Below are 26,910 nucleotides of genomic sequence, written 5' to 3' on the forward strand. Positions count from 1 at the left end.
ACATGGGCGACCACGTAACCGAAATCATCATCTTCACGTTCCTGTTCCTGCTGGTCAGCGGGATGGGCTTCGTCGCGGCCCGGTGGCGCGCGCCGAAGGACATGGCGCACCTGGACGAGTGGGGGCTGGGCGGGCGCAGCTTCGGCGCCTGGATCACCTGGTTCCTCGTCGGCGGCGACCTCTACACGGCGTACACGTTCGTCGCGGTGCCGGCGCTGATCTTCGGAGCGGGCGCGGCCGGGTTCTTCGCGGTCCCGTACACCGTGATCATCTATCCGATGTTCTTCCTGATCCTGATCCGGCTCTGGTCGGTGTCGCACCGGCACGGGTTCGTGACGCCGGCCGACTTCGTGCGGACCCGGTTCGGATCGCCGACGCTCGCGCTGCTGATCGCGATCACCGGCATCGTGGCCACCATGCCGTACATCGCCCTGCAGCTCGTCGGCATCGAAGCGGTGCTCAAGACGATGGGCGTGACCGGTGACAGCACGCTGGCCCGGCACGCGCCGATCATCATCGCGTTCGCGATCCTGGCCGCGTACACCTACCAGTCGGGTCTGCGCGCGCCCGCCCTGATCGCGTTCGTCAAAGACATCCTGATCTACCTGGTGATCATCGTGGCGGTGATCTACCTGCCGGCGAAGCTGGGCGGCTGGGGCAGCATCTTCGACTCGGCCAAGGCCAAGTTCGACGCGTCCACCAATCCCGGCGACGGGATCCTGCTGAACGCCAACAACCAGCTGCAATACATCACGCTGGCGCTGGGCTCGGCGATGGCGCTGTTCCTCTACCCGCACAGCGTCACCGGCGTGCTGGCCAGCAAGAACCGCAACGTGATCAAGCGGAACATGTCGGCGCTGCCCGCGTACAGCTTCCTGCTCGGCCTGCTGGCCCTGCTCGGCTACGTGGCGATCGCGTCCGGGGTGAAGCCGCTGCCCGGGGCCAAGCCGGGCAGCCTGGACAGCAACACGGTGGTGCCGCTGCTGTTCGACATCCAGTTCCCGTCCTGGTTCGCGGGCATCGCGTTCGCCGCGATCGGCATCGGCGCGCTGGTCCCGGCCGCGATCATGTCGATCGCCGCGGCGAACCTGTTCACCCGCAACATCTACAAGGAATACCTTCGTAAGGATGCGACCCCGGCCCAGGAAGCGAGCGTCTCGAAGATCGCGTCGCTGGTCGTGAAGGTCGGTGCGGTCGCGTTCATCGTGTTCCTCGACCCGCAGTTCTCGATCGACCTGCAGCTGATCGGCGGCGTGATCATCCTGCAGACGGCGCCGTCGGTGGCGCTCGGCCTCTACACGCGATGGTTCCACCGGGGCGGGCTCATCGCGGGCTGGGCGGCCGGCATGGCACTGGCGTTCTGGATGCTCTGGCAGATCCCGAACGCGGCCACCGGGCGTGCCCACTTCGGCGGGTCGGCGTTCCTGCTCTCCGAGTTCGGCTTCGACACCAAGAAGACCATCTACGTCGGGTTCGTGGCCGTGCTCGTGAACCTGCTGGTCGCCGTGATCGTGACGCTGCTCCTGCGGGCGCTCAAGACGCCCGACGGGGTGGACGGCACGACGCCGGACGACTTCTTCGCCGACGAGGGCGACCCGCGCATCGACAAATCCGCGACGCCGGTGCAGACCGTCTCGTCGACATGAGGTTTGGCCCGCTCCCGGGTCGATAACGAGGGCGCCGTGCCCCGCCAGGCACGGCGCCCTCCTCGCTTGGCCTGCGATGATGGGTGCGTGCAGGAGATCGCCGACGACAGATTGGCCGCCGCGGGAGTGCGGCTGCTGCTCCAGCGCGACGATCTGCGCCATCCCGAGCTGCCCGGCGGCAAGTGGCGCAAACTCAAGCACAATCTCGACGCGGCCGGCGGGCGGCCCATTCTGACGTTCGGCGGCGCCTGGTCGAATCACATCCGGGCGACGGCGTTTCTCGGGCACGAACGGGGCTTCCCGACGATCGGCGTGATCCGCGGTGAGGAACGTCCGACACCGGTGCTGGCGAGTGCGGCACAACACGGCATGACATTGAGGTACGTCACCCGCGGCGAATACCGTGCCAAGGACGTCGCGCCGCTGCGGGACGAGTTCGGCGACTTCCACCTCGTTCCGGAGGGCGGGGCCAACGCGTACGGGGTGCGAGGCTGCGCCGAGCTCCCGGCCGAGATCGACGAGGATTTCGACGTCTTCTGTTGTGCCGCCGGAACGGGCACGATGCTCGCCGGGGTGGCGTCCGCGCTGCGGCCGGGGCAACGCGCGATCGGGTTCTCCGTCCTCAAGGGTGGCGCATTCCTTCGCGACGATGTCGCCCGGCTGCAGGAAAGCGCAGGCGCGCCCAGCCGCAACTGGTCGATCGAGACGGAATTCCACTTCGGTGGCTACGCACGCCGTACGCCGGCGCTCGATGCTTTTCTCGACGATTTCCGGGTACGCCACGACGTGGTGCTCGACCGCGTCTACGAGGCCAAGATGATGTACGGGCTGTTCGAGCTGGCGGCGCGCCGCGAGATCACCGGGACGGTCGTGGCCCTGCTCGCCTAGGTACCGTCTATGCATGACCGTCACTGTCCTGGCGCCGGACCGGACGCTGCGCCGCGCGCGATTCGCCACCTCCGCGATCTTCGCGGCGCACGGCGCCGTGGTCGGCACGTTCGCGGCGCGCGTGCCGTGGATAGCCGACCATGTCGGGGTGGGCGCGGGCGGGCTCGGGGTCGCGCTGATCATGCCGGGGGTGGGGGCGCTGCTGGCGATGCCGGCGTCGGGGCGGCTGGTGCATCGGTTCCCGCTGCGCGGGCTCACGCGCGTGCTGATGCTGCTGTGGATCCTGGCGTTGATGTTGCCGGCGTTGCCGACGTCGCTGGTGCTTCTGTGTGCGGCCCTGGTCGTGTACGGCGCGGCCGCCGGGGTTGCCGACGTGGCCATGAACGCGCACGCCGTGCTGGTGGAGGAACGCTACGGGCGGTCGGTGATGTCCGGGTTCCACGGCTGGTGGAGTCTCGGCGGGCTGGGTGGCTCGGCGGTCGCGGCGGTGGCGGCGCGGGCCGGGATCGGTGCGCCGCTGCACTTCGCGATCACCGCGGCCGTGCTGATCACGGTCACGCTGCTGGTCACGCCGTGGCTGCTGCCGTACCGGCCGGAACCCGACGTGGACGCTCCGCCCGCGTTCGCGCTGCCCGCCCGGGAGGTGCTGCCGATCGGGCTGATCGGGTTGTGCGCGGTGTTCGCCGAGGGGGCGAGCCTGGACTGGTCCGCGGTCTACGTACGCGACCTGCTGCATCATCCGGCGTCGACGGCGGCCGCGACGGTCTCGATCTTCTCGGTGTGCATGGCGGCGGCCCGCTTCGGCGGCGACTGGGTGGTGCGCCGGCTGGGCCCGGTCACCGCCGTGCGGCTTTCCAGCCTGTGCGCCACGGTCGGCGCGGCGACCGTCGTGCTGGCCTCGAACGTGGTGCTGGTGATCGCCGGGTTCGGCCTGCTCGGCGTCGGCATCGCGGTGGTCGTCCCGCTGATCTTCGCGGCGGCCGGGCGGACGGGCGAGCATCCGGGCCGCAACATCGCCGGGGTGGCCGGGATCGCGTACGGGAGTGGTTTGATCGCGCCGGGCATCATCGGCGGGATCGCGCACGTGAGCTCGCTGACGGTGTCGTTCGTGGTGATCCTCGCGCTGATGGTCGCGATGGGGCTGAGTGCACGCGTCGTGCGGTAGCTTGCTTGTGTCTCCTGATTTTAGCTGTATTATACAGCTATGACCACGGCGGATGATGTCCTGGGGACGATCGAGACCCAGGTGGCTCTGCTCATGCGGCTCGGCGAGGCGACCCGGCGCTCGACCGGGGGCCGGGCGCATCGGGCGCTCGACCGCGCGGCGTACGTGATCCTGCGCCGCCTCCAGTCCGATGGCCCGCTGAACGTGTCGGCCCTCGCCGACGCCCTGAATCTCGACGGCTCGACCGTCACCCGCCAGTTGACGACCTTGGAGAACGACGGGCTCATCGAGCGCCGGCGTGACCCGTCGGACGGCCGTGGCACGGTGGTGGAGGCGACGCCGAAGGGGCTGACCCAGGTCGACGCGGTGAGTGAGGCGCGGCGCGAACTTTACCGGCAGTGCCTGGCCGACTACTCCGAGGCAGACCGGGAAGAGCTGGCGACGACCCTGGAGCGGTTCAACGGGGCGCTCGACCGATTCATGCGCTCGTCCCGCTGATCCGGCCGTTCGGACATTTCGCCACGGCGTACGGGGGTCGCGGGTGTGGCGGTCGTCCACTTCTTGCCCGGTCCCGTGGCAAACCCGGTCACGGTGGGTAGTTTCGGCTGCATGCCTTCTACCGGCTCACGATGGGCCGCGCTCACCGCCGCCGTGGCGCTCACCGCCTGCAGTGTCGGCGCCTCGGCTCCCACCGGCAACTCCACCGGCTGGGAGCTGACCGTCTACTACACCGCCGTGGAGTCGTTCCACACCGACGCGAAGGTTCAGGTCGTCGGCTGCACGAAGCTGAACTGCAGCAACGGCCATGACGACCTGGGCATGCACCCGAAGAGCTTCGTCCAGGCGGTCAAGGACGAGGGCACCGGGCGGATGACCGACGGCAAATACCTGAACTGGAGCTACGACACCGGCTACTGGGTGGACACGGCGCCACGGAACTCCAGCGGCGGGGCACTCGTACCGTTCATGTCGGCCGCTGCCGATACGTCCGTCCTGCCCCAGGGCACCCGTTTCACCATCACGGACTGTGGTCACATCGAGGACAACGCCAAGCCACCGAAGGACGTGTGCGCGAAGCTGTCCGCTGCCAGTTGGAAGATCGTCGACGAGTTCACGCCCGGGCTGGGTGGCGAACACCATCTCGATCTCTACATCGGCGAGGAGACGCAGCGGAACTTCACGAAGACCGACTGGTACATCACGCTGTCCGACGCCAAGCTCGAGATCGCCTGACTCCACCGATCCACGGTGGCCGAAGGCTACAACCGAGGCCTGCTGGGTCGGTAATTTACTTCCACGTCGGTCGCTGGGGGTACGTTACTTCGCCATGAGCTATGACCTGATGTTCGTCCCCAAGTCCGACGACCAGTCCTGGGATGAGGCACTGGCGGCCGCCGAGCAGGATGACAACAGCGGCCGCCCGAGCCCCGAGGTCTGGGCAAGCCTCGTGGCGGCGGCCCGTCAGGTGCTGGGCGAGGTGTCCGTGTCCGACTCCGAGAGCTCGTATGAGCTGGACCACTCGCCCACCGGTATCCAGCTGAGCTACTACGCGCGCGAGGCCGACATCACGGTGCCGTACTGGTACAGCGGCGAGCGGGCGAGGGCGATCGTGAGCTCGATCTATCAGTTGGCCTCGGCCGTCGAGAAGGCGACGGGCTTCCCCGGGTATGACCCGCAGGTCGACTTGCCGGTGACCGAGGCCACCGACCGGCCCGAGCTGGCCGTCGACTCCTTCGACCAGGTGGCGGCGTCGTTCGCCGAGCGAGGCATCACCAGCCCGAGCAACGCCAGCTGACGGAGCAGCAGCGGCGGTACTCGTCGCGATGCTCACACGCGGCACTAGAAGTCTTTTCGAGGTCGGGGTCCGAGCTGGCCACGCGGCCTCCCGATGTCGTGCTGGTCGAGCCCCCGGCGCTCGCAACCGGTATTCCGCAGCCCGCGGGTCGGCAGTCCGCATGCAGCTGGCAGCTGGCAGCCGGTGGGCCGGCAGTCCGCAACCCGGCCGTGGCAGCTGGCAGGCCCCAATCGACATCGCCGCCGAGATGACTAACGTGGCGTATCGCTAGGCCGATGCCGCGCCTCGTCCATCGATCCCGCGATGCGACAAATCCCGTCCACATTCTGGGCTTTCTTGAGACCTTGGAAACTTACGCCCACATGCGAGCCATAAATCTCCAAGGTCTACGAAACGTCGGGGAAAACGGCAGAACAAAAGTCGCAAATCGGGAGGAAAGTCACTCCACTGTGGACCGGGGTCTCACATTGCGGACTCGGCGGCCACGATGTGGTCGTGAGTCCTGCACAGCGGACACAGGTCCCACATCATGGGAGGTGCGGTGAGCGGGGGCATCGGCCGGGCTGAGGATTTGGGCTCCTTTGTGTGTGTTCAGCTCGACACAATGCTTCTGAGACTCGGGCTTAAGGGTGACGGACGAGTCGGCCTGTACGCCGGATTCTGTGGCCGGCGAACTACGTCGCCGGTGGCGGCCATCCATCTCGGCCGGCCGTTGCCGGTCGGCTCTTGCGGCCTACCCGCAAGCTCGGGCGAGCAGCCCTCAAGCACTTGCGCCGGTCACCGCCTCGCGGCGGTGGCCATTCTTGGCCTTGCTCCGGGTGGGGTTTACCTAGCCACCCCGGTCACCCGGGGTGCTGGTGAGCTCTTACCTCACCGTTTCACCCTTACCGGTCACCTGGAAGGCGCCGGCGGTCTGTTCTCTGTGGCACTGTCCCGCGGGTCGCCCCGGGTTGCCGTTAACAACCACCCTGCTCTGCGGAGTCCGGACGTTCCTCGGCGGCAACCTCGAAAGGGTGCCGACGCGGCCGCCCAGCCGACTCGTCCGTCGGCTCCGATCGTACGGGAAACCGGGGTTGACTCTCCCCCTGGGGCAGACGGCAACCTGAACCGCATGGAAACGCTGAACTGGCCGGGTGGGCGCAATGTCCGTGATCTCGGCGGCCGACAGTTGCGGGGTGGCGGCACGACCAGGCACGGGCGGGTGTTCCGGTCGGGGGCGCCCGAATATCTGACCGACGACGGGTGGGCGAAGGCGAAGGAGGCGGGCGTCCGCACGGTGATCGACCTGCGCAACGCGCCGGCCGAGACGCAGCGAAGACCGGAGCATCCCGCGATCCGGAGCGAGTCGCTGGAGGGGCTCGTCTTCGTGAACGCGCCGACGGAGGACCCGGAGGACACCGAGTTCCTCGCCGTGTGCGGGCCGTATCTCGACCATCCGCGCGCCTGGCCGGACAACGTGAGGCTGGCCCACGACCGCATCGAACGCGTCTTTCAAGCGATCGACGAAGCCGACGGGCCCGTCCTCATCCACTGCGCGGGCGGCCGCGACCGCACCGGCATGATCTCCGCGATGCTGCTCAAGGCCGCCGGCGCCACCGAGCAGGCAATCATCGACGACTATGCCGATGGCTGGCGCGGCGCGGCGGCGTACGGAGGCCATGCATGGGTTTACGACCTCGATCAGAAAGGCTGGCGAAGTCAGGAGAAAACGCCGGAGGACCCGGAGCCGAAGATTGACGAGCGCATCCCCGCTTTACGGGAGTGGATAAACCTCCCGGACAGCATCGGCGAACGCTTCGGGCGCCTCCTGAGGTAGGTTGTGGCCCGCGTCCGCCACCTGGTGATGCGTGCGCGGCCCGGTGAAATGGGGGCCGCCGCCGAGAGTGGCCGGGAAATTGCCGTCGGCGGTGCCGTCCAGGGTGACCGTCGGAACGGTGATCGGTGGCAGTTCGGCAAGTGCCGCTTCCGCTGCCGCATAAAGGGGCGCTCCCGGCGCCTGCCCAAGCCTGTGCCGATAGGAGTGAATGACGACATGGACGTAATCGGGATTGTCGAACGCCGTCGCGGCCCGGTCCAGATCCGCCGGCGAGAAAGCCCACTTCGGGGAGTTCCGCCGCCAGATGACCTCGGCGACTCCGCGCGGGTCGGCGGCCAGACCGGCCTGCCCGCGCGGGGTCAGAAAGTAGAAGAAATACCAGAAACCGGCCTCCAACGCGGGCGGCAGCGGCTCCATCGACGTGCTGATGTCCTGAATGAGATAGCCGTTGACCGAAACGAGCCCGCTGACCCGAGACGGATGCAGCGCCGCCGCCACGCAGGCCGCCCGCCCACCCCAGTCATAGCCGGCGAGCACCGCGCGCGGCAGCGACAGAGCGTCCATCAGCGCGATGACGTCGGCCCCGAGCGCCGCCTGCTGCCCGGAGCGCGGCGTCTCCGAGAAGCGAAACCGGGTCGGGCCGTGTCCGCGCAGGTACGGCACGATCACCCGGTACCCGGACGCGGCCAGCATCGGCGCCACGTCGGCGTAGCTGTGGACGTCGTACGGGAAGCCGTGCAGCAGGATGACCGGGGGGCCGTCATCCGGGCCGAACGCCTGGTAGGCCACCTCGAGAACGTCCGTCGTCGCGTAGTGAATCATGTCTCTAGGACCGGACAGCCTTGCAATCTGTGACGACGCGGACACATGGCCGTTGACGTGTCACAAATCGGTGATCTACAGGGTCTACTTGGTGACATCAAGAGATAAGAGGACACCGTGCGTACGATTCTGGTGGTCGGCGGCGGCTACGCGGGCTTCTACACAGCCTGGAAGCTGGAGAAGAAACTCCGGCGGTACGAGGCGAAGGTCGTGCTGGTCGAACCGCGTCCGTACATGACGTATCAACCCTTCCTGCCCGAGGTGCTGGCCGGCTCGGTCGAGTCTCGGCATGCGGCCGTGTCACTGCGGCGGCACCTGCACAAGACCCAGATCATTTCGGGCTGGGTCACCTCGGTCAATCACGCGGACCGGACCGCCACCGTGCGCCCGTTGGAAGGCGACGAGTTCGAACTGCGCTACAGCGTCATCGTGGTCACGGCCGGCGCGATCACCCGTCAGCTCGGCGTTCCGGGGGTTGCCGAGGAGGCGATCGGCCTCAAGCACGTCGAGGAGGCCGTGGCGATCCGCGACCAGATGCTGACGGCCTTCGACCGGGCGGCGACGATGAAGGCCGGCCCGGAGCGCTCGAAGCTGCTCACCGTGACCTTCGTGGGCGGCGGGTTCACCGGCGTCGAGGGGTTCGGCGAGCTCCTGGGGCTGGCCACGGCGCTGACGAAGAAATACCCCGAGCTGTGGCCCGAGGACCTCAACTTCCACCTGGTCGAGGCGACCGGCCGGATCCTGCCCGAGGTCACCCAGAAACCCGGCGAATGGGTGGTCCGCTCGCTGGAGAAGCGCGGCGGCCACGTGCACCTCGGCACGACGGTGGAGTCCGCGAAGGACGGCCACGTGGTGCTGTCGAACGGCGAAGAGTTCGACACGAACCTGATCGTGTGGGTGACCGGCATCGCCGCGAACCCCATGGTGCACAACCAAACCGACCTGCCGATCAACAACAAGGGCATGCTTGTCGTACGCGCGGACCTGCGCGTCGGCACCGAGGAGAACCCGGTCGAGGACGCTTGGGGCGCCGGCGACGACGCGGTGGTTCCCGACCTCGCGTCCGGACCGGGCGCCTACACCGTGCCGAATGCGCAGAACGCCGTACGGCAGGGAAAGCTTTTGGCCAAGAACATCCTGGCGAGCCTGCGCGGCCGGAAGGTGAAGCAGTACCTGCACCACAGCCTCGGCACCGTCGCCACGCTGGGGCTCGGGCACGGCATCTTCCAGTACAAGCGGATCGTCATCAAAGGCCTGCCGGCCTGGCTGATGCACCGCGGGTACCACGTCCTGGCGGTGCCGAGCTGGGAACGCAAGGTCCGCGTGCTGGTGATCTGGCTGGCCGCCTTCGTGTTCGGCCGCGACATCGTCTCGCTGGCGTCGGTACAGACGCCGCGTGAGGCGTTCGTGACCGATGGCGAGCCGCCGGCCGCCGTTCCGGTCCACGCCATGCGGGAATGATCGTGGACCGCGCGCGGCTGGCCGAATACCTGCGGACCAGGCGTGAGGCGCTGCAACCCGAGGATGTCGGACTTCCTCGAGGGCAGCGCCGCCGCACCAAGGGTCTGCGCCGCGAAGAGGTCGCGGTGCTCAGCAACATGTCGATCGACTACTACAGCCGGCTGGAGCAGCCGCGCGGCCCGCATCCGTCGGCGCAGATGCTGGCTTCTCTCGCGCAGGGTCTGCGGATGTCGCTGGAGGAGCGGAACCACCTGTTCGGCCTGGCCGGGTACGCGACGCCGCAGCGCCCGGCCGACTCGGAGCACGTCAACCCGGGGATGATGCGCATCTTCGACGGGCTGCGCGACACGGCGGCTCAGGTGGTTTCGCCGCTGGGCGAGACGATGCTGCAGACCCGGTTGTCGGTGGCGCTGGTCGGCGACGAGAGCGTCTATTCGGGGCCGGCGCGCAGCAAGCACTATCGCTGGTTCACCGATCCCGCGTCGCGCCTCCTCGTTCCCCCGGACGACCGCGACGCACAGAGCCGGCTGATCGTCGCGGACCTGTACGCGTCCTATACGCGCGACCTTCCCCGGGCGGCCTCGGTGGTTGACGAGCTGCTCACGTCCAGTCCCGAGTTTGCCTCGTTGTGGCGGTCACATCCGGTGCCCGGCCCATACTGTGGACCGGTTCGCTTCCAGCACCCGTCGGTGGGGACGCTCGAACTCCACTGCCAGCGCCTCATCGATCCGGATCAGTCGCAGCAGCTCGTGGTTTACACGGCCACGCCGGGCACATCGGACTACGACAAGTTCGAGCTGCTGTCCGTGATCGGAGCCCTCGCCCCGTAGATTCATGGTCACCATGGATCTCCCACATGTGCTTCTGCTGATCGTCGCCGGGTTCGCCGCCGGGGGCGTGAACGCGATCGCCGGCGGCGGCTCGCTCATCACGTTCCCCAGCCTGATCGCCACCGGCCTGCCCACGGTCGACGCGAACGTCACGAACTCGGTCTCGGTCTTCCCCGGGTACGTCTCGAGCGTCGTCGGCAGCCGCGCCGACCTGGCCGGTCAGGGCCGCCGACTGCGAGCCATCGTCCCGATCAGCCTGCTCGGCTCGGGCGCCGGATGCGCGTTGCTGCTGCTCACCCCCGCACGCGCGTTCGAGGTGATCGTGCCGTTCCTGGTGCTCGGCGCCGCGGCGACGTTGGCGTTCCAGGAGCGCCTGCGAAGTCTCGTCGGCCACCCCCGCCACATGTCCCCCCGCCGCGCCTCGATCACACTGCGGGTGGTCGTCTTCATCGGCGCGATCTACGGCGGCTATTTCGGCGCCGCGCTCGGCGTCATGTACGTGGCGGCGCTCGCGCTGATCCTCGACGAGCCGCTGAACCGCATCAACGCCCTCAAGAATGTGCTCTCCGCCTCGGTCGGCCTCGTCACCGTGCTGATCTTCGCGATCTTCGCCCCGGTCCATTGGGGTGCCGCGCTCACGCTCGTGCCCGCGACAATCCTTGGCGGGTACGCCGGTGCGAAGCTGGCCCGCCGGTTACCAGCCCGGGTGCTGAAGTATTTGATCGTGACGTTCGGGACGGTGATCGGGTTGATTTTGCTGGTCAGGGCGTTCTGACCCGCGCCTACGATGAGGTGGTGCTGGACCCCGGATTCCTGGTCGCCCGCGGCGTGACTTTCCCCGTCTTCGACACCGTGGACCCCATCGCGGCCGAGCCGGCTTGGAACGGCCGGATGGAAAACACAGCGTCCGCGGCGACGCACGCCTTGGCGGCAGCTTTCTTCTCGGCGCCTCCGACGCTGTCGTTCCGATCGATCGCCCGATAGCCATAAAAGCTGCGCGAGGCGACAAAATTTTAGGGGTAAGCAGGCCACAGAATCCGGCGTGCAGGCCGACTCGTCCGTCACCCACAAGGTCATCGGCATGGCCTGCTCCGCGAACGACCCTGATCGCTAGTCATCAATGGTTGTTTGTGGCCGCGGGTTGGTCTCTCGGACGCCCCGCAGCCTGCGCATGTCCGATATTTCCAGTGATCAGGGTAGGTCGGCAGGACCGCTGGAGTGTGCGCCGGCGGGCGGCGCTTCCATTTCGTGGGACTCGCGGCCGCATGCTGGGACCCGCGACCACGTTCTGGACCCGGCGTCCGCGATGTGGGACTCTCGTCCATTGTGGAGTATAATTTTGCTCAATAATGCGGCTTTCGCCCGGCGGGCTTTGACGGCCAGATGTGAACCTTGGAGAGTTATGGCTCGTAGGTGGGCGTAGGTCTCCAAGGTTCGTGAAAAGCCCACGATGGCAGCGCGATGTGCACAAAGCGGCAACGCTCGGACCGCCACTGATTGCCGCGCGACCATGACGACCGGTACGGCGCAGACCGAGGCCGGCGCGACAAGATCTCCGCGACGCGGCGACAACTTCAGGCGAGCTGCCGGTGGACTGAGCTGCGGGCGGGTGCGATGAATGCGCCGCCGGAACTCAACGGGCGCGACTTGCTTGCCGGCATCCCGAGGGCATCCCCGCCCAGCGAAGGCCGCGGACGTTCGCGCGGAACATTCACGGGCGGTGGGTGGTCGAAATGTGATGGGCGGTGGGTGGCCGAAACGTGACGGGCGGTGGTGGTCGAAATGTGACGGGCGGTGGGCGGCCGAAACACGAGGGGGTGAGTGGCCGAATTTCTGTGGCCGGGGACGGGGCTCGCGCGGGAAATGGCTCCTGAATTGCAGGGAATGTCCCATGATCAGTGTCTCAGGGGGAAATGGTGGTGCGTTCCTACCGGTTGCGTGCTCGCTCGTGGAGCATGGCCTGCATGGGATTCGACGATGCGGCGGCCGTCGCGCGCACGGTTGACAATTTGGAACGCAACGACGGCAAGCACCCCGGGTTCCGGCGGGCGCAGGCGCGCGGAACGGTCCTGACCGGGGTGTTCACGCCGTCCGGGGCGGCCGCGGAGCTGACCACGGCGGCCCATCTGCAGCAGGACGAGGTGCCGGTGACGGTGCGGTTCTCGAATTCGAGCGGGAACCCCGACGTGCCGGACACCGCCCGGGTCGTCCGGGGCATGACGGTGCGGTTCGCGCTGCCCGGCGGGGCGTACACGGATCTGATCGGCGTTTCGATTCCGGTTTTTCTGGCGCCCACCCCTCAGGCCTTCATGGAGGCGGTGGACGCGATCGAACCGGATCCGGCGACCGGCGCCCCGGATGTGGCGAAGGTGGGTGCGTACATCGTCAAATATCCGCGCACCGCGGCCGCGTTTGCCACCGCGAACGAGCAGCCACCGGCGAGTTACGCGACCATCCGTTACTGGGCGCTGCACGCGTTCGTGTGGCGCGGCCCGGCCGGTCGTACGCAAGCCGTGCGCTACCGCTGGGAGCCGGACGCCGGGGTGGCCGGGCAACAGGATCTGGACGGCCTGCCGTTCGACTATCTGACACGCGAAATCGAGACCCGCGCGTCGGCCGGGTTCAGTCTCCACGTGCAACTGGCCGAGCCCGGCGACCCGACCGATGACGCGACGCAAGCGTGGCCGGACGACCGGCCCGAAATAGTCGCCGGCCATCTGCAACTGACCGGGCCGGTGGCGGACCAGGCCGGCTGGGACGCCAAGGGCTTCGACCCGACGAACCTGACGGACGGCATAGAGCTTTCCGACGATCCGCTGCTCGCGTTCCGGCACGCGACCTACGCCGAGTCGGTGCGCCGCCGCAGCGCGGAACGCGGGCTCACCCGTCCGTAGGCAGCGCGGTCAAGGTGCCGATCACGTGCGTGGCGGTCAAGGATGGCGGAAGGGCGCGGCCGTCCCGGCTGAGGAATGCCGTGGCGATGCCGAGTTCGCCGGCGCCTCCGACGTCGGAGACCGCGGAGTCGCCGACGTGGATCACGTCGCCGGCGGTCAATCCCAGGTGCCGCAACGCCATCCGGAACGGCTCGGCGCGTGGCTTGTACGCGCGGGCGTCGGCACTCGTCACCACCGCGGCCACCGAGATGCCGTGATGGGCCAGGGCCGCCTCCAGAGTCTCCCGGTCGGCGTCGGAGACCAGGCACACCGGCACGTCGAGCGCGGCCAGGAACGGCAGGCTGTCCGGGAACAGCGGCGCTGAACGCCAGAACTCCATCTGCCGGCGGCATACCGTGGCGGCGTCGACGCGTACCCGGAAATGGGTTGCGGTCTCCGCGAGGCTGCTGACGTTCAGGTCGGCGAGGCTGCGGAAGTTGTCGCCGTGCGCCTCGTCCGCCATCGCCCAGATCCGCGACGACCATTCGGCGGCGACGGCAGCGGGCGAGACCCCGGCCAGGCCGGCGACGAGTGACGCGACCTCCATGACGTACGCGTCGTCGTCCTGCATCAGCGTCCCGTAGACATCGAGGAGGACGGCCCGGTACACGCTAGGCGAGGTCGGACGGATTCGTGTTGGCGCCGCAGAGCAGGACCACCACGCGCTCACCGGGCGCCGGCACATAAGCGCCGGACGTCAACGCCGCGTAGGCCGCCGCGGTGCCGTGCTCGACCACGATCCGGTAGTCGTCCCACAGACGGCGGCGGGCGTCCACGATCGCGTCGTCCGCAACCAGCACGGACGGCACGGCGAACTCGCGCGCCATCTCGAAAGCGATCGCGCCGGCCTGCCGTGCGCCGAGCGAATCGGCGGCGACGCCGGACACCGGCACGTCGACCGGCGCCCCGGCTTCCAGGGCCGCGTGCAACGCCGTTGCCAGCGCAGGTTCGACGGCGACCACCCGGACGCCGGGGCTCAGCGCGGCGATCACCCCGGCGATCAGGCCCCCGCCGCCGACCGCCACCAGCACCGTGTCGAAGCCGGACGGGATCTGATCGAGCAGTTCCAGACCCAGGGTGCCGTTGCCGGCCACCATCAGCGGGTTGTCATAGGCGTGGCAGAACAGGGCGCCGGTCGACGCGGCATGAACAACAGCTTCCGCGTACGCCTCCGCGTACTCGCTGCCGACCTGGACCACGCGCGCGCCGTATTTGCGCAGCTTGGCCACCTTGATAGCGGGGGCCGTCTCGGGCACGAACACCTCGGCGGGAAGGCCCAGCTCGCGGGCCGCGTAAGCCGCCGCCAAGCCGGCATTGCCGCCGGACGCGACCACGATGCCCGCGGCCGGCACCGAGAGGGCGCCCAAGATCTGGTTGAGCATGCCGCGCGTCTTGAACGAGCCGGCGTGCTGCATGTACTCCAGCTTGAACCAGACGTCGCCGCGCATCACCGGGGTGCGGCGGATCCGGTCGCCGATGCGCTTGTCCGCGGCCAGGACTTCATCAAGGTCAATCATCGCCTCCGACTCTAGGCGATGCTCCACGTGACCCGTCTCGAGGTGACGGGTGATCGTTCACCCACGAGGCGCGCGAGATCTACCAGACGGTTGGAGAAGCCCCACTCGTTGTCGAACCAGCCGCGCACCTTGACGCCCCGATCGGCCGTGGTCTGGGTGCCGGACGGGTCGAACAGGCAGGACGCCGGATTGTTCTTCACGTCGATCGAAACCGTCGGATCCGGGTCGTACGCCAGGACGCCGCGCAACGGTCCGGCAGCCGCCTCGGCCATCGCCCGGTTGACCTTCTCGATGCTCACCGGGCGGTCCACCTGACCGGACAGTTCGGCGAGTGACCCGATCGGGGTGGGCACGCAGTAGTAGCTGTAGCGCATCTCGCCGATCTCCGGCAACGCCACCCGCACCAGGTCACCGACCACGTAGTTGTGCGGGATGATGCTCTCGATCGCCGAGCGGCCCAGCCGCGGATCGTCGCGTGAGGTGCCGACCACCGAGTCCTGCACCTTGCCCCAGCCCTGGGTCGCCAGCACCACCGAGGTGTTGACCGCGCTGAGGCCGAATCGATCCAGCAGAACCTTGGCCATCACGGTCAGCGCGTTCACCCCGCAGGACGCGGGGGAGACGACGTCGTGGCGGTCCGGGTCGTAAGACTCGTGGTTGGCGCCGTAGACGAGGAAGGCGTCCGGGTCGTCGGCCGACGCGCTGATCACCACCTTGCGCGCGCCGCCGTGGGTGATGTGCTTGCGGGCCGTGGTGCCGGCCCGGAAACGTCCGGTGGCCTCGATGACCACGTCCACTCCGCAGTCCGCCCACGGAATGCGTTCGGGCCGTTCGTGATGGAACACGCGGATCGCATGGTCATTCACCACGAGCTGGTCGGTCCGCGCGGTGACGGTGCCCGGAAATGAACCACGAATGCTGTCCCGGCGCAGCCCGTAGGCCATTTTCTCGGTCGACGCAAGGTCGTTGACCGCGGCAATGGATAACCCGGGATCCAGCGATGTCGCGAGGACCCGGGCGACCGTGCGGCCGATCCGCCCGAATCCGTTGATGCCGATGGTGACAGTCATCGAGGAGCTCCTAGGCCGCTTTGATCCTGTTCTATCCGTTCTGGCAACGGGATGGAACCCCCGGTGTTCCACGGGCCGTCACGCCCTCGACACTATGAGTTGTGCAACTTGCACGTCAACGCGCGACATCCCGCGCGCGGCAGCTGATCCACTTTAGAGGGCCCCCGGGCAGGGCATCCTCCTCCAAAAGCGGGATTTCGCCCACCGAAAGAGGGCACTGCGTCATCCGGATGGCGGTTCGTTTTCCGGCCAGCGATAGTCCAGAACGTGGTCGAAAAAATGAATGAATACAATCACGCGCGGGCCGTTCCGGCATTGCCGGAAACGGCCCGCGTGTGATGTTAAATCAGGCTGACAATCGGGCCTGGCGGCGGCTGTGCAGCACCGCCACCCCGGCCAGCAGCACCAGGATCGCGCCGGCGAACCAGATCACCGCGGTCGTCGCGGGAACGGCCTGAGTGGCCAGACCCATGCCGAGCGCGGGCACGGCCAGTCCGACGTAGCCGATCAGGAAGATCCCGGCGAGCGCCTCACCGCGCTCGTGCGGCGCCGCGATCTGGGCGATCGAGGAGACCGACGTCTTGAACTGGATGCCCGCGCCGGCCCCGGCGATCATGCCGCCGGCCAGGAACACCCACAGCGAGGGCAGGTTCATCCCGGCGACCAGCAGCGGCAGACCGGCCGCGAGGGCGACCATGCCGAGCAGGTAGCGCTGCCGCGGCGACATCAGACCGGAGAGGGCCTGCGTCGCGGCGCCCATGCCGATCACCAGGAAGATCACCAGGCCGGCCAGGAACCGGCTGGGGTGGTGCAGGGTGCCGGCCACGAAGCTCGGCGCGAGCGAGGTGAACAAGCCGAAGACCGCGAACGGAACGAACACTCCGACGGCGGCGATGAGGTACGCGAGCTTGTCGTTACCGGCCACCCGGGGCCGCTGCGGGCGGTACGCCGGACGCTGGGCGGGGGCGGTCACCGTCTCCGGCAGGGTCGCGACGGCGACGGCACCGAGCGCGAGCAGAACCAGGAAGACCTCGTACGGCGTGTGCAGCGGGGACCGGACCCACTCGGCGAGCGCGCCGGCGATCAGCGTGCCGGTGCCGAGCCCGCCCAGGTTCGCGGCGGCCGAGACGACCTCGAAACGGGTCCGGGTCCCGCCGGGCCGGTGCGCGCTGTGCAGCTCCAACAGGTACGCGGTGGCGGTCGCGGTGATCAGGCCGATGCCGGCGCCGGTCAGGAACCGGGCCAGGATCAGGCCGGGCAGCTCGCTCCAGACCAGGAACAGCACCCCGGCGATGGCCTCGGAAGCCAGGCCGGCCAGCAGCATCCGCTTGCGTCCGGTCCAGTCGGAGACATGGCCGGCGAGCAGCAGCGCGGTGATCACGCCGATCGCGTACGCCGCGAAGATGACCGTGATCGTGAACGAGGAGAAACCGTCCTGCCGCTGGTACAGCGGGTACAGCGGAGTCGGAACGGTGGAGAACGCCAGCGCCACCGTGAAGACGGCGGCAACGATCCAGAAGGCTGCGCCGTGCCGGGAGGAACCGGTCTTCTGGCCGACCTCCTGGCGCGATGAGGTCATCAACGTCATGACAAGAGACTGCGTCGGGCCGACCATCAACACCAACGATGATTAATGCTTGATTGCATCACGACGTGTGATGATTGGCGGCATGGATCTGCGGCATCTCGAGTACTTCGTCGCGGTGGCCGAGGAACGCAACTTCACCCGGGCCGCCGCCCGCCTGCACGTCGTGCAGTCCGGCGTCTCCGCGGTGATCAAGTCGCTTGAGCGTGAACTCGGCGCCGAGCTGCTCGAACGTAACTCGAAGAGGGTGACGCTGACCAACGCCGGGGAGGTGCTGCTGCCCCGGGCGCGGGCCGCGCTGGACGCCGTGCAGGAGGCCCGCGACGCCGTCGACGAGGTGCGCGGCGGGCTGCGCGGCACCGTCCGGGTCGGCACCCTCACCTCGATCACGCTGGTCAACATCCCGGCGGTGATCGGTGAATACCATCGCCTGCACCCCGGCGTCGTGCTGCGGCTCACCGTGTCGCCGAACGGCTCGATCGGCCTCGTCGAAGCGGTCCGCGACGGCATGCTCGACGTCGCCTTCGCGTCGGTGCCCGGGCGGCCGCCCGCGGGAGTGCGGGTGCGGGAGCTCTTCCGGGAGCGGATGGGCCTGGCGGTCCCGCTCGGTCATCGGCTGGCCGAGGCGGACGACATCGGTCTGGCCGACCTCGAGGGGGAGTTGTTCATCGACTTCCCGCCGGGATACGGCAACCGCATCGTGGTCGATCAGGCGCTGGCGGCGGCCGGCGTGCACCGGCACGTCGCCATCGAGGTGACCGACGTGGGAGAGGCCGCCGATTTCGTACGGGAAGGGCTGGGGTTGACCCTGCTGCCCGAGTTCATCGTGCGGAACCGTTCCGGCCTCGTCCTGAAACCGGTGCGCGACGTGAACCTGGAGTGGCCCCTCGGGCTCGTGACGTCGTCGGTGCGTCCGCTCAGCGCGGCCGCGAGATCGTTGCTGGCGCTCATCGAGGGGAAGGTCCAGAGCCAAAAGCCCGAAACGGTCTCATGATTGCCTTTCGTCCGTAAAGCTCTAGGAATGGCGGAGCAGTATCCACCGGAGCCGGTCCGTAAGTTCCGGCGGTTCGCGCTGGCGGTCTGCGTGATCGGGGTGCTCGTGCAACTCGGGCTGACCTCTTACTACCTGGCGATGGGCCACAAGGCGCAGCCGCACCAGGTGCCGGTCGGGCTGGTCGCGCCGGCCGAGAAACGCGCCCAGGTGCTCGGGCTGCTCACCGCCGACGGGCGTTTCCGGGTCACCGACTACGCCACCGCGGACGATCTCGGTACGGCGATCCGGGAACGCGACGTCTACGGCGGGGTCGACATCACCGGCTCGCGGCCGCGTCTCTACATCGCTTCCGCCGCCGGACCCGCCGCGGCCAATTTGCTCCGTACGACGTACGTGTCGGTCATGCAGCAGCAGACCGAGGCGGCGCTCGCGCAGATCAAAGGCGCGCAGATGCCGGTGTCGCGGGCCCGTGAGCTGAACACGCCGCCGCAGATCACCGACGTCGTCCCGCTACCCACCGACGACGTCAACGGGGTGTCGCTCGGCTTCCTCACCCAGGCGCTCGCGCTGGGCGGAACGGTCGCCTCGATGGGGCTGGGACGGCTCATCCCGCGCACCCGCAAATCCTGGCGCCGCGGCATCGCGCACGTCAGCATCCTGGCCGCGTACGCCGCCGGTTCGGCCGCCGTCGTGCTGTGGTCGATGGGGTGGTTCGGCGTGGGTATCACCGCCGACCGTGGCGAGATGTTCGGCATCTTCGCGCTGATCTCGCTGGCCATCACGGCGTCGACGGCGGGCGCGGTCGCGGTCTTCGGGCCGGCCGGCGCACTGGTCGGCGCGTTGTACTTCACGCTCGGCACGGTCATCTCCGGCGCCAGCATCCTGCCCGAGTTCCTGCCCGCCTTCGGCCGCTACGCCGGGGAGAACCTGCCGACCGGGGCCGGTGTCCAGGCCGTACGGGACGATCTGTACTTCCCGGATGCGGCGATCGACCGCCACCTGCTCGTGCTCGCGCTGTATGCCGGAATCGGCGCGGCGGTCGTGCTGGTCACCAACATGCTGCCGAACCGCCGGGATAAAACGTCAGAAATCGACCTGGAACTGGTCGAACGGTTCGAAGGTTCCGAGCGCCGCGAATCCGTCCCGCTCTGACCCGCTCAGATTTCCCGGTAGCAGCCGAACAAGTCAGCGTGGGAATCGACAGGGTGCATTCGCGTATCGCCAACATCCAGAGCCGGATCATCGCGCTGCAAACCCAGCAGGCCGCGCCGACCGTGCAATCGACCCAGACGACGCAGAAAACGACCAGCAGCGGCGACACCTTCGCCAATTACCTGCAGGACGCGGTGGCCGCCGCGCCGACCGCGAACAAGAGCTACAAGCTCAACGCCAAGGGCATTCCGGAAGACCTCGCGGCGTACGGCAACGGGCGCATTCCGGCGGACGCGCTCGAGAAGGTTGGAAACACCCGGCACAAGCTCTGGGCGCCGGCCGCGGAATCGCTGACCCGGATGATGGCCGACGCGGAGAAGGACGGCGTCAAGATCGGGATAACCGATTCGTATCGGCCGTACACCGAACAGGTCGATCTCGCCCGGCGCAAAGGCCTCTACTCCCAGGGTGGGCTCGCCGCCAAGCCCGGCACCAGCGAACACGGCTGGGGCATGGCGACCGACCTCGACCTGAACAGCAAGGCGCTCGGCTGGATGAAACAGAACGCCGACAAATACGGGTTCGTCAACAACGTGGCCCGGGAGAACTGGCATTGGGCGTACAAACCGAAGTCGGTTTAAACCCGGGCGAGGATCTCGCCGTGCAGCAGCGACATCCAGCCGTCGGTGTCGGCGGCCCAGGCCCGCCAGCCGTCCGAGATCCGTCGCAGGTCGTCGGCGGTCGCGGCGCCGCTGCTCAGAGCCGTCTCCGCCATCGCCGACTGCAGGACCCGGTCGGCCCACATACCGCCCCACCACTGACGATCCGCGGGCGTCGCGAACAGCCAGGTGCTCGAGCTCGCGGTCACCTCGCGCAGGTCCGCCGCGTGCGCCCAGGCGAGCAGGTGACGGGCCGCGTCGGGCTCGCCGCCGTTCGCCCGCGCGACATGTTCGTAGAGGTCGAGCCACTCGTCCAGGGCGGGCAGCCGCGGGTACCAGGCGAAGGCCGCGTAGTCGCTGTCGCGGACCGCGATGACGCCGTCCGGTTTCGTCACGCGGCGCATCTCCCGTAACGCGCCGACCGGGTCGCCGAGATGCTGCAGCACCTGGTGGGCGTGCACCACGTCGAAGGTGTCGTCGGCGAACTCCAGCGCGTTCACGTCGCCCACCACGAAGTCGACGTTGGTCAGCCCGCGACGGATGATCTCGGTGCGGGCCAGATCCAGCGCACCCTCGCTGACCTCCATCGCGACCACCCGGGCGGGGGTGACCAACGTCGCGAAATCGGCGGTGATCGTGCCCGGTCCGCAGCCGACGTCGAGCATCGTGGTGCCGGAGGAAAGGTGGGGCAACAGGTACCGGGCCGAATTCTCTGCGGTGCGCCACCGGTGCGAGCGCAAGACCGACTCGTGGTGTCCATGCGTGTACGTCGCCATGTCCCGTACGCTATGCAATCGATCCCTGAGTGTGGGATGACAATCCCGCTATATGAACATGTCGATTTCTTCGTACGCAGTTCAGGCCGTACTTTGGTGCGTATGAGGATCGGCATTGTGGGCGCGACGGGACAGGTCGGCGGCGTCATGCGCCGGATCCTGGCCGAGCGCCACTTCCCCGTTGACCAGCTCCGGCTCTTCGCGTCCGCACGCAGCGCGGGCCGCACCCTGCCCTGGCAGGACGGCGAGGTGACGGTCGAGGACGCGGCGGCCGCCGACTTCCGCGGTCTGGACATCGTGTTGTTCTCGGCCGGCAAGGGCAGCTCCAAGGAGCTGGCGCCGCGGGTCGCCGAGGCCGGTGCGGTCGTCATCGACAACTCGTCCGCCTGGCGCATGGACCCGGCCGTCCCGCTGGTCGTCTCCGAGGTCAACCCGGACGCCGCGCGTCACCGGCCCAAGGGCATCATCGCCAACCCGAACTGCACGACGATGGCGTTCATGCCGGTCATGCGGCCGCTGCACGACGAGGCCCAGCTGCTGTCCATGGTCGTCACCACCTACCAGGCGGTGTCCGGGGCCGGTCTGGCCGGCGTCAGCGAGCTGCACGAGCAGGTGCAGAAGGTCGCCGATCACGCGCCCGAGCTGACCCACGACGGCCGTGCCGTCGAGTTCCCGGCCGGCCACAAGTTCCCCAAGACCATCGCCTTCAACGTGATCCCGCAGGCCGGCTCGTTCGTCGACGACGGTCTCGGCGAGACCGACGAGGAACAGAAGCTCCGCAACGAGAGCCGCAAGATCCTGGACATCCCGGCTCTGCTGGTCTCCGGTACGTGCGTGCGGGTCCCCGTTTTCACCGGCCACTCGCTGCAGGTCAACGCCCGCTTCGCCCGGCCGTTGCCGCCGGCGTGGGCGCGGGAGCTGCTCACCGGCGCCCCCGGCGTGGAATTGTCCGACGTGCCGACGCCGATCGAGGCGGCCGGCCGCGACCCGTCATACGTGGGGCGTATTCGTGCCGACGAGACGGCTGAGAACGGTCTGTCGTTCTTCGTCGCCAACGACAATCTGCGCAAGGGCGCGGCCCTGAACGCCGTGCAGATCGCCGAGCTGGTGGCCGCCGAACTGGCCTGAGCACGCTTCGAAAAAGCCGCGGCACGGGAGTGTGCCGCGGCTTTTTTGTGCCCGATCCGGGGAATTCCACCCCGTTCCAATGTGGAAATCTAGGACTTTTTGCCCGAATCGGTGGCGGATGGTCGATTTGAGGTGCAGAGTGATGGCATGAACGACAGTGGGCCCGGCGGAGGCGCCTATTTCTGGTGCCTTCGTCATCACCGGGTCGAGACCGGCGACGACCTATGTCCCGCCCAGTATCGGCTCGGCCCCTATGCCACGGCAGACGAAGCGACGCGGGCACTCGAAACGGTCGAGAAGCGCAATGCCGAGTGGGATGCCGAGGACGCCCGCTGGACCGGGGAGAACGACTAATACCGGCTTTTCCAATGTCCAAGCCGGAATCTCGGAGTCTCCAGGCGGAGACGAGCCCGCAGTCATTCGCAAGGAGGAAACCCTGATGGCCGCTGCCAATAAGGCGTCCAGCAAGAGCGTCAAGAAACCCGCAACGAAGACCGCACCGCGTCGCACCGCGGCCGCCGTCTCGAAAGGCCCCGGCATCACCACCGCCTCCATCGAGGACGAGTCGATGAACGGGGCGACCGTCGCCGCCGACATGGTTCCGTCGGCTTCGAAGCCCGCCAAGAAGAAGGTCGCGTCGGCGGTGCGCAAGGCGACCAACGCGGTCTCCCGCACGGCGGCCGCGAACCGGGCCGCGGCGAAGTCGGCCGCGAGCAAGACGGCGGCGAAGAAGATCGCCAAGGTCGCGAAGGCGGCGAAGACCGGGCCGGCGAAGAAGTCGACCGCCAAGAAGGCGCCGGCGTCCGCGACGACACGGACGGCTACGAAGGCGACCGGGACGGCGCGGAAGGCGGCCACCGCGAAGAAGGCGGTGGCGAAGAAGGCGACCGGTACGACCCGGGCCACCGCCGCCAAGAAGGCTCCCGCGACGAAGAAGGCGACGACGGCGCGCAAGGCGACGACGGCCCGGAAGGCCACGACGGCCCGTAAAGCGACGACCGCCCGGAAGGCCACGACGGCTCGTAAGGCCACCACGGCTCGTAAGGCGGCGACCGCCCCGAAGGCCACCACCGCACGTAAAGCCACGACGGCTCGTAAGGCGACGACGGCCCGTAAGGCGACGACCGCCCGCAAGGCCACCACCGCCGGAAAGGCCACGGCCCGTAAGGCCACGACGGCTCGCAAGGCCACCACGGCCCGTAAGGCGGCGACGGCCCCGAAGGCCACAACGGCCCGTAAGGCCACGACGGCTCGCAAGGCGACGACGGCCCGTAAGGCCACCACCGCTCGTAAAGCCACCACGGCTCGCAAGGCGACGACGGCCCGCAAGGCCACCACCGCTCGCAAGGCCACCACGGCTCGCAAGGCCACCACGGCTCGCAAGGCCACCACCGCTCGCAAGGCCACGACCGCTCGTAAGGCCACCACGGCTCGCAAGGCCACCACGGCTCGCAAGGCCACCGCCGCCAAGAAGGCGCCGGCCAAGCGCGCCGCGGCCCCGCGAACGGCGACCACCCGCGCGGCCAAGGCGGCCAACAAGGCGACCACCAAGCGAGCGGCCAAGACGGCCAACGCGCCCAAGGCCACCCGCACGCCCAAGACGTCGTCGACGAACCGGGCCAAGGTCGCCAAGGCGACCACGCCCGCGGCGGCACGGAACGCGGCGGCCCGCAACACGCCGACCGCGGGACGGGGCTCGACGCGTACGGGGGCAAGGAAAATCGCCGCCCGGCGCGCTTGATCGACCACGAGTCCCCCGGTTGCTGTCGAACCCAGACAGCGGCCGGGGGACACAGGGCCGGTCGTGTCCGTAGTAGGAATGAGCGGTGCCGATCAGACGCGTTTGGGCTCCGCAGATCGACTTCTCGGTGCTGCGGCGGGAGCTGAGGCTGCCCGCGGACTTTCCGGCGGCTGCGCTCGCCGAGGCCGAACAGGCCGCCACGGGTACGCCGATGCCAGTCACCGACCGCACCGACGTGCCGTTCGTGACCATCGACCCGGCCAGTTCGAAGGATCTCGACCAGGCCATGCACCTGAGCCGCCGCGCGACCGGCGGGTATCGGGTGCGCTATGCGATCGCCGACGTCGCGTCGTACGTGCGGCCGGGTGGCCCGCTGGAGGCCGAGTCCTGGCTTCGAGGTCAGACCGTGTATCTGCCGGACGGCCGGATTCCGCTGCACCCGCCGGTGCTCAGCGAGGGCGCGGTGAGCCTGTTCCCGGACGTGGACCGCGCGGCCGTGGTGTGGACGATCGACCTGGACGCGGACGGCGAGACGGTCGGCGTCACGCTGGAACGCGCCCGGGTGCGCAGCCGGGCCAAGCTCGACTACGCGTCGGTGCAGCGGCAGGTCGACACCGACACCGCGGCGGAGCCGATCGCGTTGCTGCCGGAACTGGGCGAGCTGCTGGCCAAGCGCGCGGCCGATCGCGGTGCGGTGAACCTGCCGATGCCCGAGCAGGAGGTCGAACGCGACGGCGAGGGCTGGCGGCTGGTGTTGCGCGCGCCGCTGCCGATCGAGGACTACAACGCGCAGATCTCGCTGCTCACCGGCGTGGCCGCGGCGTCGATGATGCTGGCGGGCGGGGTGGGACTGCTGCGCACGATGCCCGCGCCGCGGCCGGACGCGGTCGAGCGGTTACGGGCCGCGGCGGGTTCGCTGGACGTGGACTGGCCGGACGACATGCCGGTGGGCACGGTGATCGCCTCGGTCGACCCGGCCACCCCGCGCGGTGCCGCGTTCCTGGACCAGGCCGCCGACCTGCTGCGCGGCGCGACCTACACGGCGTTCGACGGCACCGTCCCGGCGGAGACCGGGCACGGCGGGGTGGGTGCGCCGTACGCCCACGTGACCGCGCCGCTGCGGCGGCTGGCCGACCGGTACGCCACCGAGACGTGCCTGGCGCTGGTGTCCGGCGAGCCGGTTCCGGACTGGGCGCGCGAGGCCCTGCCCCGGCTGCCGAAGGCGATGGCCGACACCGACCGGGTGGCCGGCGCCGCGAATCGGGGCGCGATCGAGCTGGCCGAGGCGGTGCTGCTGCAGCATCGCGTCGGCGAGCACTTCGAGGCCGGCGTCCTGGACCGCGACAACAACGCCAAGCCGGGCCGCCCGCCGTCCGGCACGGTGGCGATCGACGACCCGGCGGTGCGCGCCCGCTGCCTCGGCGACCTGCCACTGGGCGCCCGTATCCGAGCCCGCCTGACGGTCGCCGATCCGGCCACCCGAAAGGTCGAGTTCGAACGAGCCTAGGGCGCGGAGACCTGCCACAGCGCGCTGACCGGCATGGCCCGCAACTTGGTACCGAACGGCAGAGTCGACGTGCCGGTATAGAGAACAACCCCGGTCACGAAATCGTCGCCAAGCCGCTCGGCCAGCCGTTTCAGGCCGCGAAAGTCGTCGGGCCCGACCGTCGACGCCGCCTTGACCTCGATGCCGACAACCTGCCCGCGACGATTCTCCAGCACCGCGTCGACCTCGAACTTGCTGTGGTCGCGGTAGTGGTAGAGGTCGGCGAACTGATCCGACCAGGTGAGTTGCCGGGACAATTCGGACAGCACGAAGGATTCGAGCAGCGGACCGAACGGGGCGCCCGGCCGCAGAAGCGCGTGAGCGTCGAAGCTCATCTCGTGAGCGGCGATGCCGGAGTCGACGAAAACCATCTTCGGCGCCGCCGTCGCGCGCGTGCCCAGGTTGCGGGACCAGCCCGGAATCCGCTTGACCAGGAAGATCTCTTCGAGGGCCTGGAGGTAGCGGGCGATCGTCTGACGGGCCAGGCCGAGGCTGGATTCGAGAGCCCCGGCGGCGATGATGGTGCCGGACCGAGCCGCCAGCAGGCGCACCAGCGTGCGTAACTCGCCCTTGTGCTGAATCTCCGAAAGCTGGCGTACATCGCGGTCGATGAGCGCCTGAACGTACGAGTCGAAGAATCTCGCGCGGCGACGGGCGTCGGTGCGGCTGACCGCCTCGGGCAGACCACCACGCACGATGCGGTCCGCATAGCCGGCCCGCGCGACAGCCGACTCATGTCGCAAATCGGGGCCGGCGGCGAACACCGCGTCGACGAAGCCGTCCGGTTCACTGTCGATCTCGCCTTGCGAGAACGGCCAGAGTTCGACCGTCTCCATCCGTCCCGGCAGAGCATCAGGTGCGGCGATCATCCCGAACAACCTGGAGGAACCGGTCAGCAGGAAACGCCCGGGGCGGGTGTCCTCGTCAACCGAGGACTTGATGGCGAGCAGCAGGTCGGGGGCTCGCTGTATCTCGTCGATCACCAGCAGACCGGGCGCGTCGACGAAGCCGACCGGGTCGGCCAAGGCCGCCGCACGATCCTGGGCGCGGTCCAGGTCGCGTCTCTCGGCCAGGCGTTCGCCCGCTACGACGCGCACGAGGGTGCTCTTGCCGGCCTGGCGGGCACCGTTGATGAGGACGACGCGAGTGTCGCCGAGCGCGGCATCCACCTGGGCGGCGATGCGACGGGGAACGAGGTCAGGCGGGGCCACACCAGGAAGTCTAGGTCTCAAACTCTCGTTTTGCGACGGGGTGACTCTCGTTTTGCGGCAACGCGACTCTCGTTTTGCGGCGGATCGGTGCTCGATTTGCGGCGGGCCGAAGCGGCTGTGGGCTGGGGATTTCGTTGCAGGACAGCCCGGCGGTGGGGCAAGGGGGTGACCGGGC

At 68.7% G+C, this 26,910-nt stretch carries 26 protein-coding genes and 1 other RNA gene; 19 read left to right on the forward strand and 8 right to left on the reverse strand.

Going from position 1 to position 26,910, the window contains the following annotated elements:
• Positions 1-2: 2 nt before the first annotated feature.
• From mctP to HH310_RS17570, 6 genes are all read left to right on the forward strand, one after another.
• Positions 3-1,646, forward strand: a complete 1,644-nt coding sequence (gene mctP / locus HH310_RS17545; RefSeq protein ID WP_169176639.1) for a monocarboxylate uptake permease MctP — start codon at positions 3-5, stop codon at positions 1,644-1,646.
• Positions 1,647-1,733: 87 nt separating this feature from the next.
• Complete coding sequence (locus HH310_RS17550) at positions 1,734-2,534, forward strand: 1-aminocyclopropane-1-carboxylate deaminase/D-cysteine desulfhydrase (RefSeq protein ID WP_169176640.1); 801 nt, start codon at positions 1,734-1,736, stop codon at positions 2,532-2,534.
• A 13-nt stretch (positions 2,535-2,547) separates the two neighbouring features.
• A complete protein-coding gene (locus HH310_RS17555; protein ID WP_169176641.1) occupies positions 2,548-3,699 on the forward strand; it encodes an MFS transporter in 1,152 nt (383 codons plus the stop codon).
• A gap of 39 nt (positions 3,700-3,738) precedes the next feature.
• Positions 3,739-4,197, forward strand: a complete 459-nt coding sequence (locus tag HH310_RS17560) for a MarR family winged helix-turn-helix transcriptional regulator (protein WP_169176642.1) — start codon at positions 3,739-3,741, stop codon at positions 4,195-4,197.
• A 111-nt stretch (positions 4,198-4,308) separates the two neighbouring features.
• The gene (locus HH310_RS17565; RefSeq protein ID WP_169176643.1) at positions 4,309-4,932 is read left to right on the forward strand and encodes a hypothetical protein; all 624 of its coding nucleotides are present in this window, start codon (positions 4,309-4,311) and stop codon (positions 4,930-4,932) included.
• A 94-nt stretch (positions 4,933-5,026) separates the two neighbouring features.
• Entirely contained in the window at positions 5,027-5,494 is a 468-nt protein-coding gene (locus tag HH310_RS17570) for a hypothetical protein (protein WP_169176644.1), read from the forward strand.
• Between the two features lie 633 nt (positions 5,495-6,127).
• On the opposite strand, the gene rnpB is transcribed toward HH310_RS17570, so the two are convergent.
• An RNA gene (rnpB, locus tag HH310_RS17575) (RNase P RNA component class A) lies at positions 6,128-6,535 on the reverse strand.
• A 70-nt stretch (positions 6,536-6,605) separates the two neighbouring features.
• Between rnpB and HH310_RS17580 the strand changes: the two genes are divergently transcribed.
• Positions 6,606-7,310, forward strand: a complete 705-nt coding sequence (locus tag HH310_RS17580; protein ID WP_169176645.1) for a tyrosine-protein phosphatase — start codon at positions 6,606-6,608, stop codon at positions 7,308-7,310.
• Here the strand turns inward: HH310_RS17580 and HH310_RS17585 are convergent.
• On the reverse strand, positions 7,248-8,132 hold the full coding sequence (locus HH310_RS17585) for an alpha/beta fold hydrolase (RefSeq protein ID WP_169176646.1): 885 nt from the start codon (positions 8,130-8,132) through the stop codon (positions 7,248-7,250). The two genes, HH310_RS17580 and HH310_RS17585, sit on opposite strands and share 63 nt — an antisense overlap.
• Positions 8,133-8,249: 117 nt before the next feature.
• Between HH310_RS17585 and HH310_RS17590 the strand changes: the two genes are divergently transcribed.
• From HH310_RS17590 to HH310_RS17610, 5 genes are all read left to right on the forward strand, one after another.
• Positions 8,250-9,593, forward strand: a complete 1,344-nt coding sequence (locus HH310_RS17590; protein WP_169176647.1) for an FAD-dependent oxidoreductase — start codon at positions 8,250-8,252, stop codon at positions 9,591-9,593.
• Complete coding sequence (locus tag HH310_RS17595) at positions 9,590-10,423, forward strand: helix-turn-helix transcriptional regulator (protein WP_211192259.1); 834 nt, start codon at positions 9,590-9,592, stop codon at positions 10,421-10,423. Before HH310_RS17590 ends, HH310_RS17595 begins: the two co-directional genes overlap by 4 nt.
• A gap of 13 nt (positions 10,424-10,436) precedes the next feature.
• Entirely contained in the window at positions 10,437-11,198 is a 762-nt protein-coding gene (locus tag HH310_RS17600; RefSeq protein ID WP_169176648.1) for a sulfite exporter TauE/SafE family protein, read from the forward strand.
• A 20-nt stretch (positions 11,199-11,218) separates the two neighbouring features.
• Positions 11,219-11,407 carry a hypothetical protein gene (locus tag HH310_RS17605; protein WP_169176649.1) on the forward strand — a complete coding sequence of 63 codons (189 nt, stop codon included), beginning with the start codon at positions 11,219-11,221 and terminating at the stop codon, positions 11,405-11,407.
• A gap of 980 nt (positions 11,408-12,387) precedes the next feature.
• Positions 12,388-13,317, forward strand: a complete 930-nt coding sequence (locus HH310_RS17610; RefSeq protein WP_169176650.1) for a catalase family peroxidase — start codon at positions 12,388-12,390, stop codon at positions 13,315-13,317.
• On the opposite strand, the gene HH310_RS17615 is transcribed toward HH310_RS17610, so the two are convergent.
• The 4 genes from HH310_RS17615 to HH310_RS17630 form a co-directional block, all read right to left on the reverse strand.
• Complete coding sequence (locus HH310_RS17615) at positions 13,304-13,966, reverse strand: HAD family hydrolase (RefSeq protein ID WP_169176651.1); 663 nt, start codon at positions 13,964-13,966, stop codon at positions 13,304-13,306. The genes HH310_RS17610 and HH310_RS17615 overlap by 14 nt on opposite strands.
• Before the next feature lies 1 nt (position 13,967).
• Positions 13,968-14,873, reverse strand: a complete 906-nt coding sequence (locus tag HH310_RS17620; protein WP_169176652.1) for a threonine/serine dehydratase — start codon at positions 14,871-14,873, stop codon at positions 13,968-13,970.
• A gap of 11 nt (positions 14,874-14,884) precedes the next feature.
• Positions 14,885-15,943, reverse strand: a complete 1,059-nt coding sequence (locus HH310_RS17625) for a type I glyceraldehyde-3-phosphate dehydrogenase (RefSeq protein ID WP_169176653.1) — start codon at positions 15,941-15,943, stop codon at positions 14,885-14,887.
• Between the two features lie 346 nt (positions 15,944-16,289).
• Positions 16,290-17,522, reverse strand: coding sequence for an MFS transporter (locus HH310_RS17630; RefSeq protein WP_211192261.1), 1,233 nt, complete (start codon positions 17,520-17,522; stop codon positions 16,290-16,292).
• A gap of 91 nt (positions 17,523-17,613) precedes the next feature.
• On the opposite strand from HH310_RS17630, the gene HH310_RS17635 reads away from it, so the two are divergent.
• Genes HH310_RS17635 through HH310_RS17645 form a run of 3 tightly spaced genes read left to right on the forward strand, consistent with a single transcriptional unit; the run spans position 17,614 to position 20,315 of the window.
• Positions 17,614-18,522: a LysR family transcriptional regulator gene (locus HH310_RS17635; RefSeq protein WP_169176655.1), complete on the forward strand. Its 909-nt coding sequence runs from the start codon at positions 17,614-17,616 to the stop codon at positions 18,520-18,522.
• Between the two features lie 27 nt (positions 18,523-18,549).
• Positions 18,550-19,674: an ABC transporter permease gene (locus HH310_RS17640; RefSeq protein WP_169176656.1), complete on the forward strand. Its 1,125-nt coding sequence runs from the start codon at positions 18,550-18,552 to the stop codon at positions 19,672-19,674.
• Between the two features lie 38 nt (positions 19,675-19,712).
• On the forward strand, positions 19,713-20,315 hold the full coding sequence (locus tag HH310_RS17645; RefSeq protein WP_169176657.1) for a D-alanyl-D-alanine carboxypeptidase family protein: 603 nt from the start codon (positions 19,713-19,715) through the stop codon (positions 20,313-20,315).
• Here HH310_RS17645 and HH310_RS17650 read toward each other — a convergent pair.
• The gene (locus HH310_RS17650) at positions 20,312-21,109 is read right to left on the reverse strand and encodes a class I SAM-dependent methyltransferase (protein ID WP_169176658.1); all 798 of its coding nucleotides are present in this window, start codon (positions 21,107-21,109) and stop codon (positions 20,312-20,314) included. The two genes, HH310_RS17645 and HH310_RS17650, sit on opposite strands and share 4 nt — an antisense overlap.
• A gap of 102 nt (positions 21,110-21,211) precedes the next feature.
• On the opposite strand from HH310_RS17650, the gene HH310_RS17655 reads away from it, so the two are divergent.
• The 4 genes from HH310_RS17655 to HH310_RS17670 all read left to right on the forward strand — a co-directional run bounded on the left by HH310_RS17655 (position 21,212) and on the right by HH310_RS17670 (position 25,485).
• Positions 21,212-22,237, forward strand: coding sequence for an aspartate-semialdehyde dehydrogenase (locus HH310_RS17655; protein WP_169176659.1), 1,026 nt, complete (start codon positions 21,212-21,214; stop codon positions 22,235-22,237).
• 147 nt (positions 22,238-22,384) lie between these two features.
• On the forward strand, positions 22,385-22,591 hold the full coding sequence (locus tag HH310_RS17660) for a hypothetical protein (protein ID WP_169176660.1): 207 nt from the start codon (positions 22,385-22,387) through the stop codon (positions 22,589-22,591).
• A gap of 85 nt (positions 22,592-22,676) precedes the next feature.
• Positions 22,677-23,978, forward strand: coding sequence for a hypothetical protein (locus HH310_RS43190; RefSeq protein WP_211192262.1), 1,302 nt, complete (start codon positions 22,677-22,679; stop codon positions 23,976-23,978).
• Between the two features lie 85 nt (positions 23,979-24,063).
• On the forward strand, positions 24,064-25,485 hold the full coding sequence (locus HH310_RS17670) for an RNB domain-containing ribonuclease (RefSeq protein ID WP_169176661.1): 1,422 nt from the start codon (positions 24,064-24,066) through the stop codon (positions 25,483-25,485).
• Here HH310_RS17670 and HH310_RS17675 read toward each other — a convergent pair.
• Positions 25,482-26,735: an ATP-binding protein gene (locus tag HH310_RS17675; RefSeq protein WP_169176662.1), complete on the reverse strand. Its 1,254-nt coding sequence runs from the start codon at positions 26,733-26,735 to the stop codon at positions 25,482-25,484. The genes HH310_RS17670 and HH310_RS17675 overlap by 4 nt on opposite strands.
• Positions 26,736-26,910 lie beyond the last annotated feature (175 nt).

This window comes from Actinoplanes sp. TBRC 11911, assembly GCF_012933445.1.
GTDB lineage: Bacteria > Actinomycetota > Actinomycetes > Mycobacteriales > Micromonosporaceae > Actinoplanes.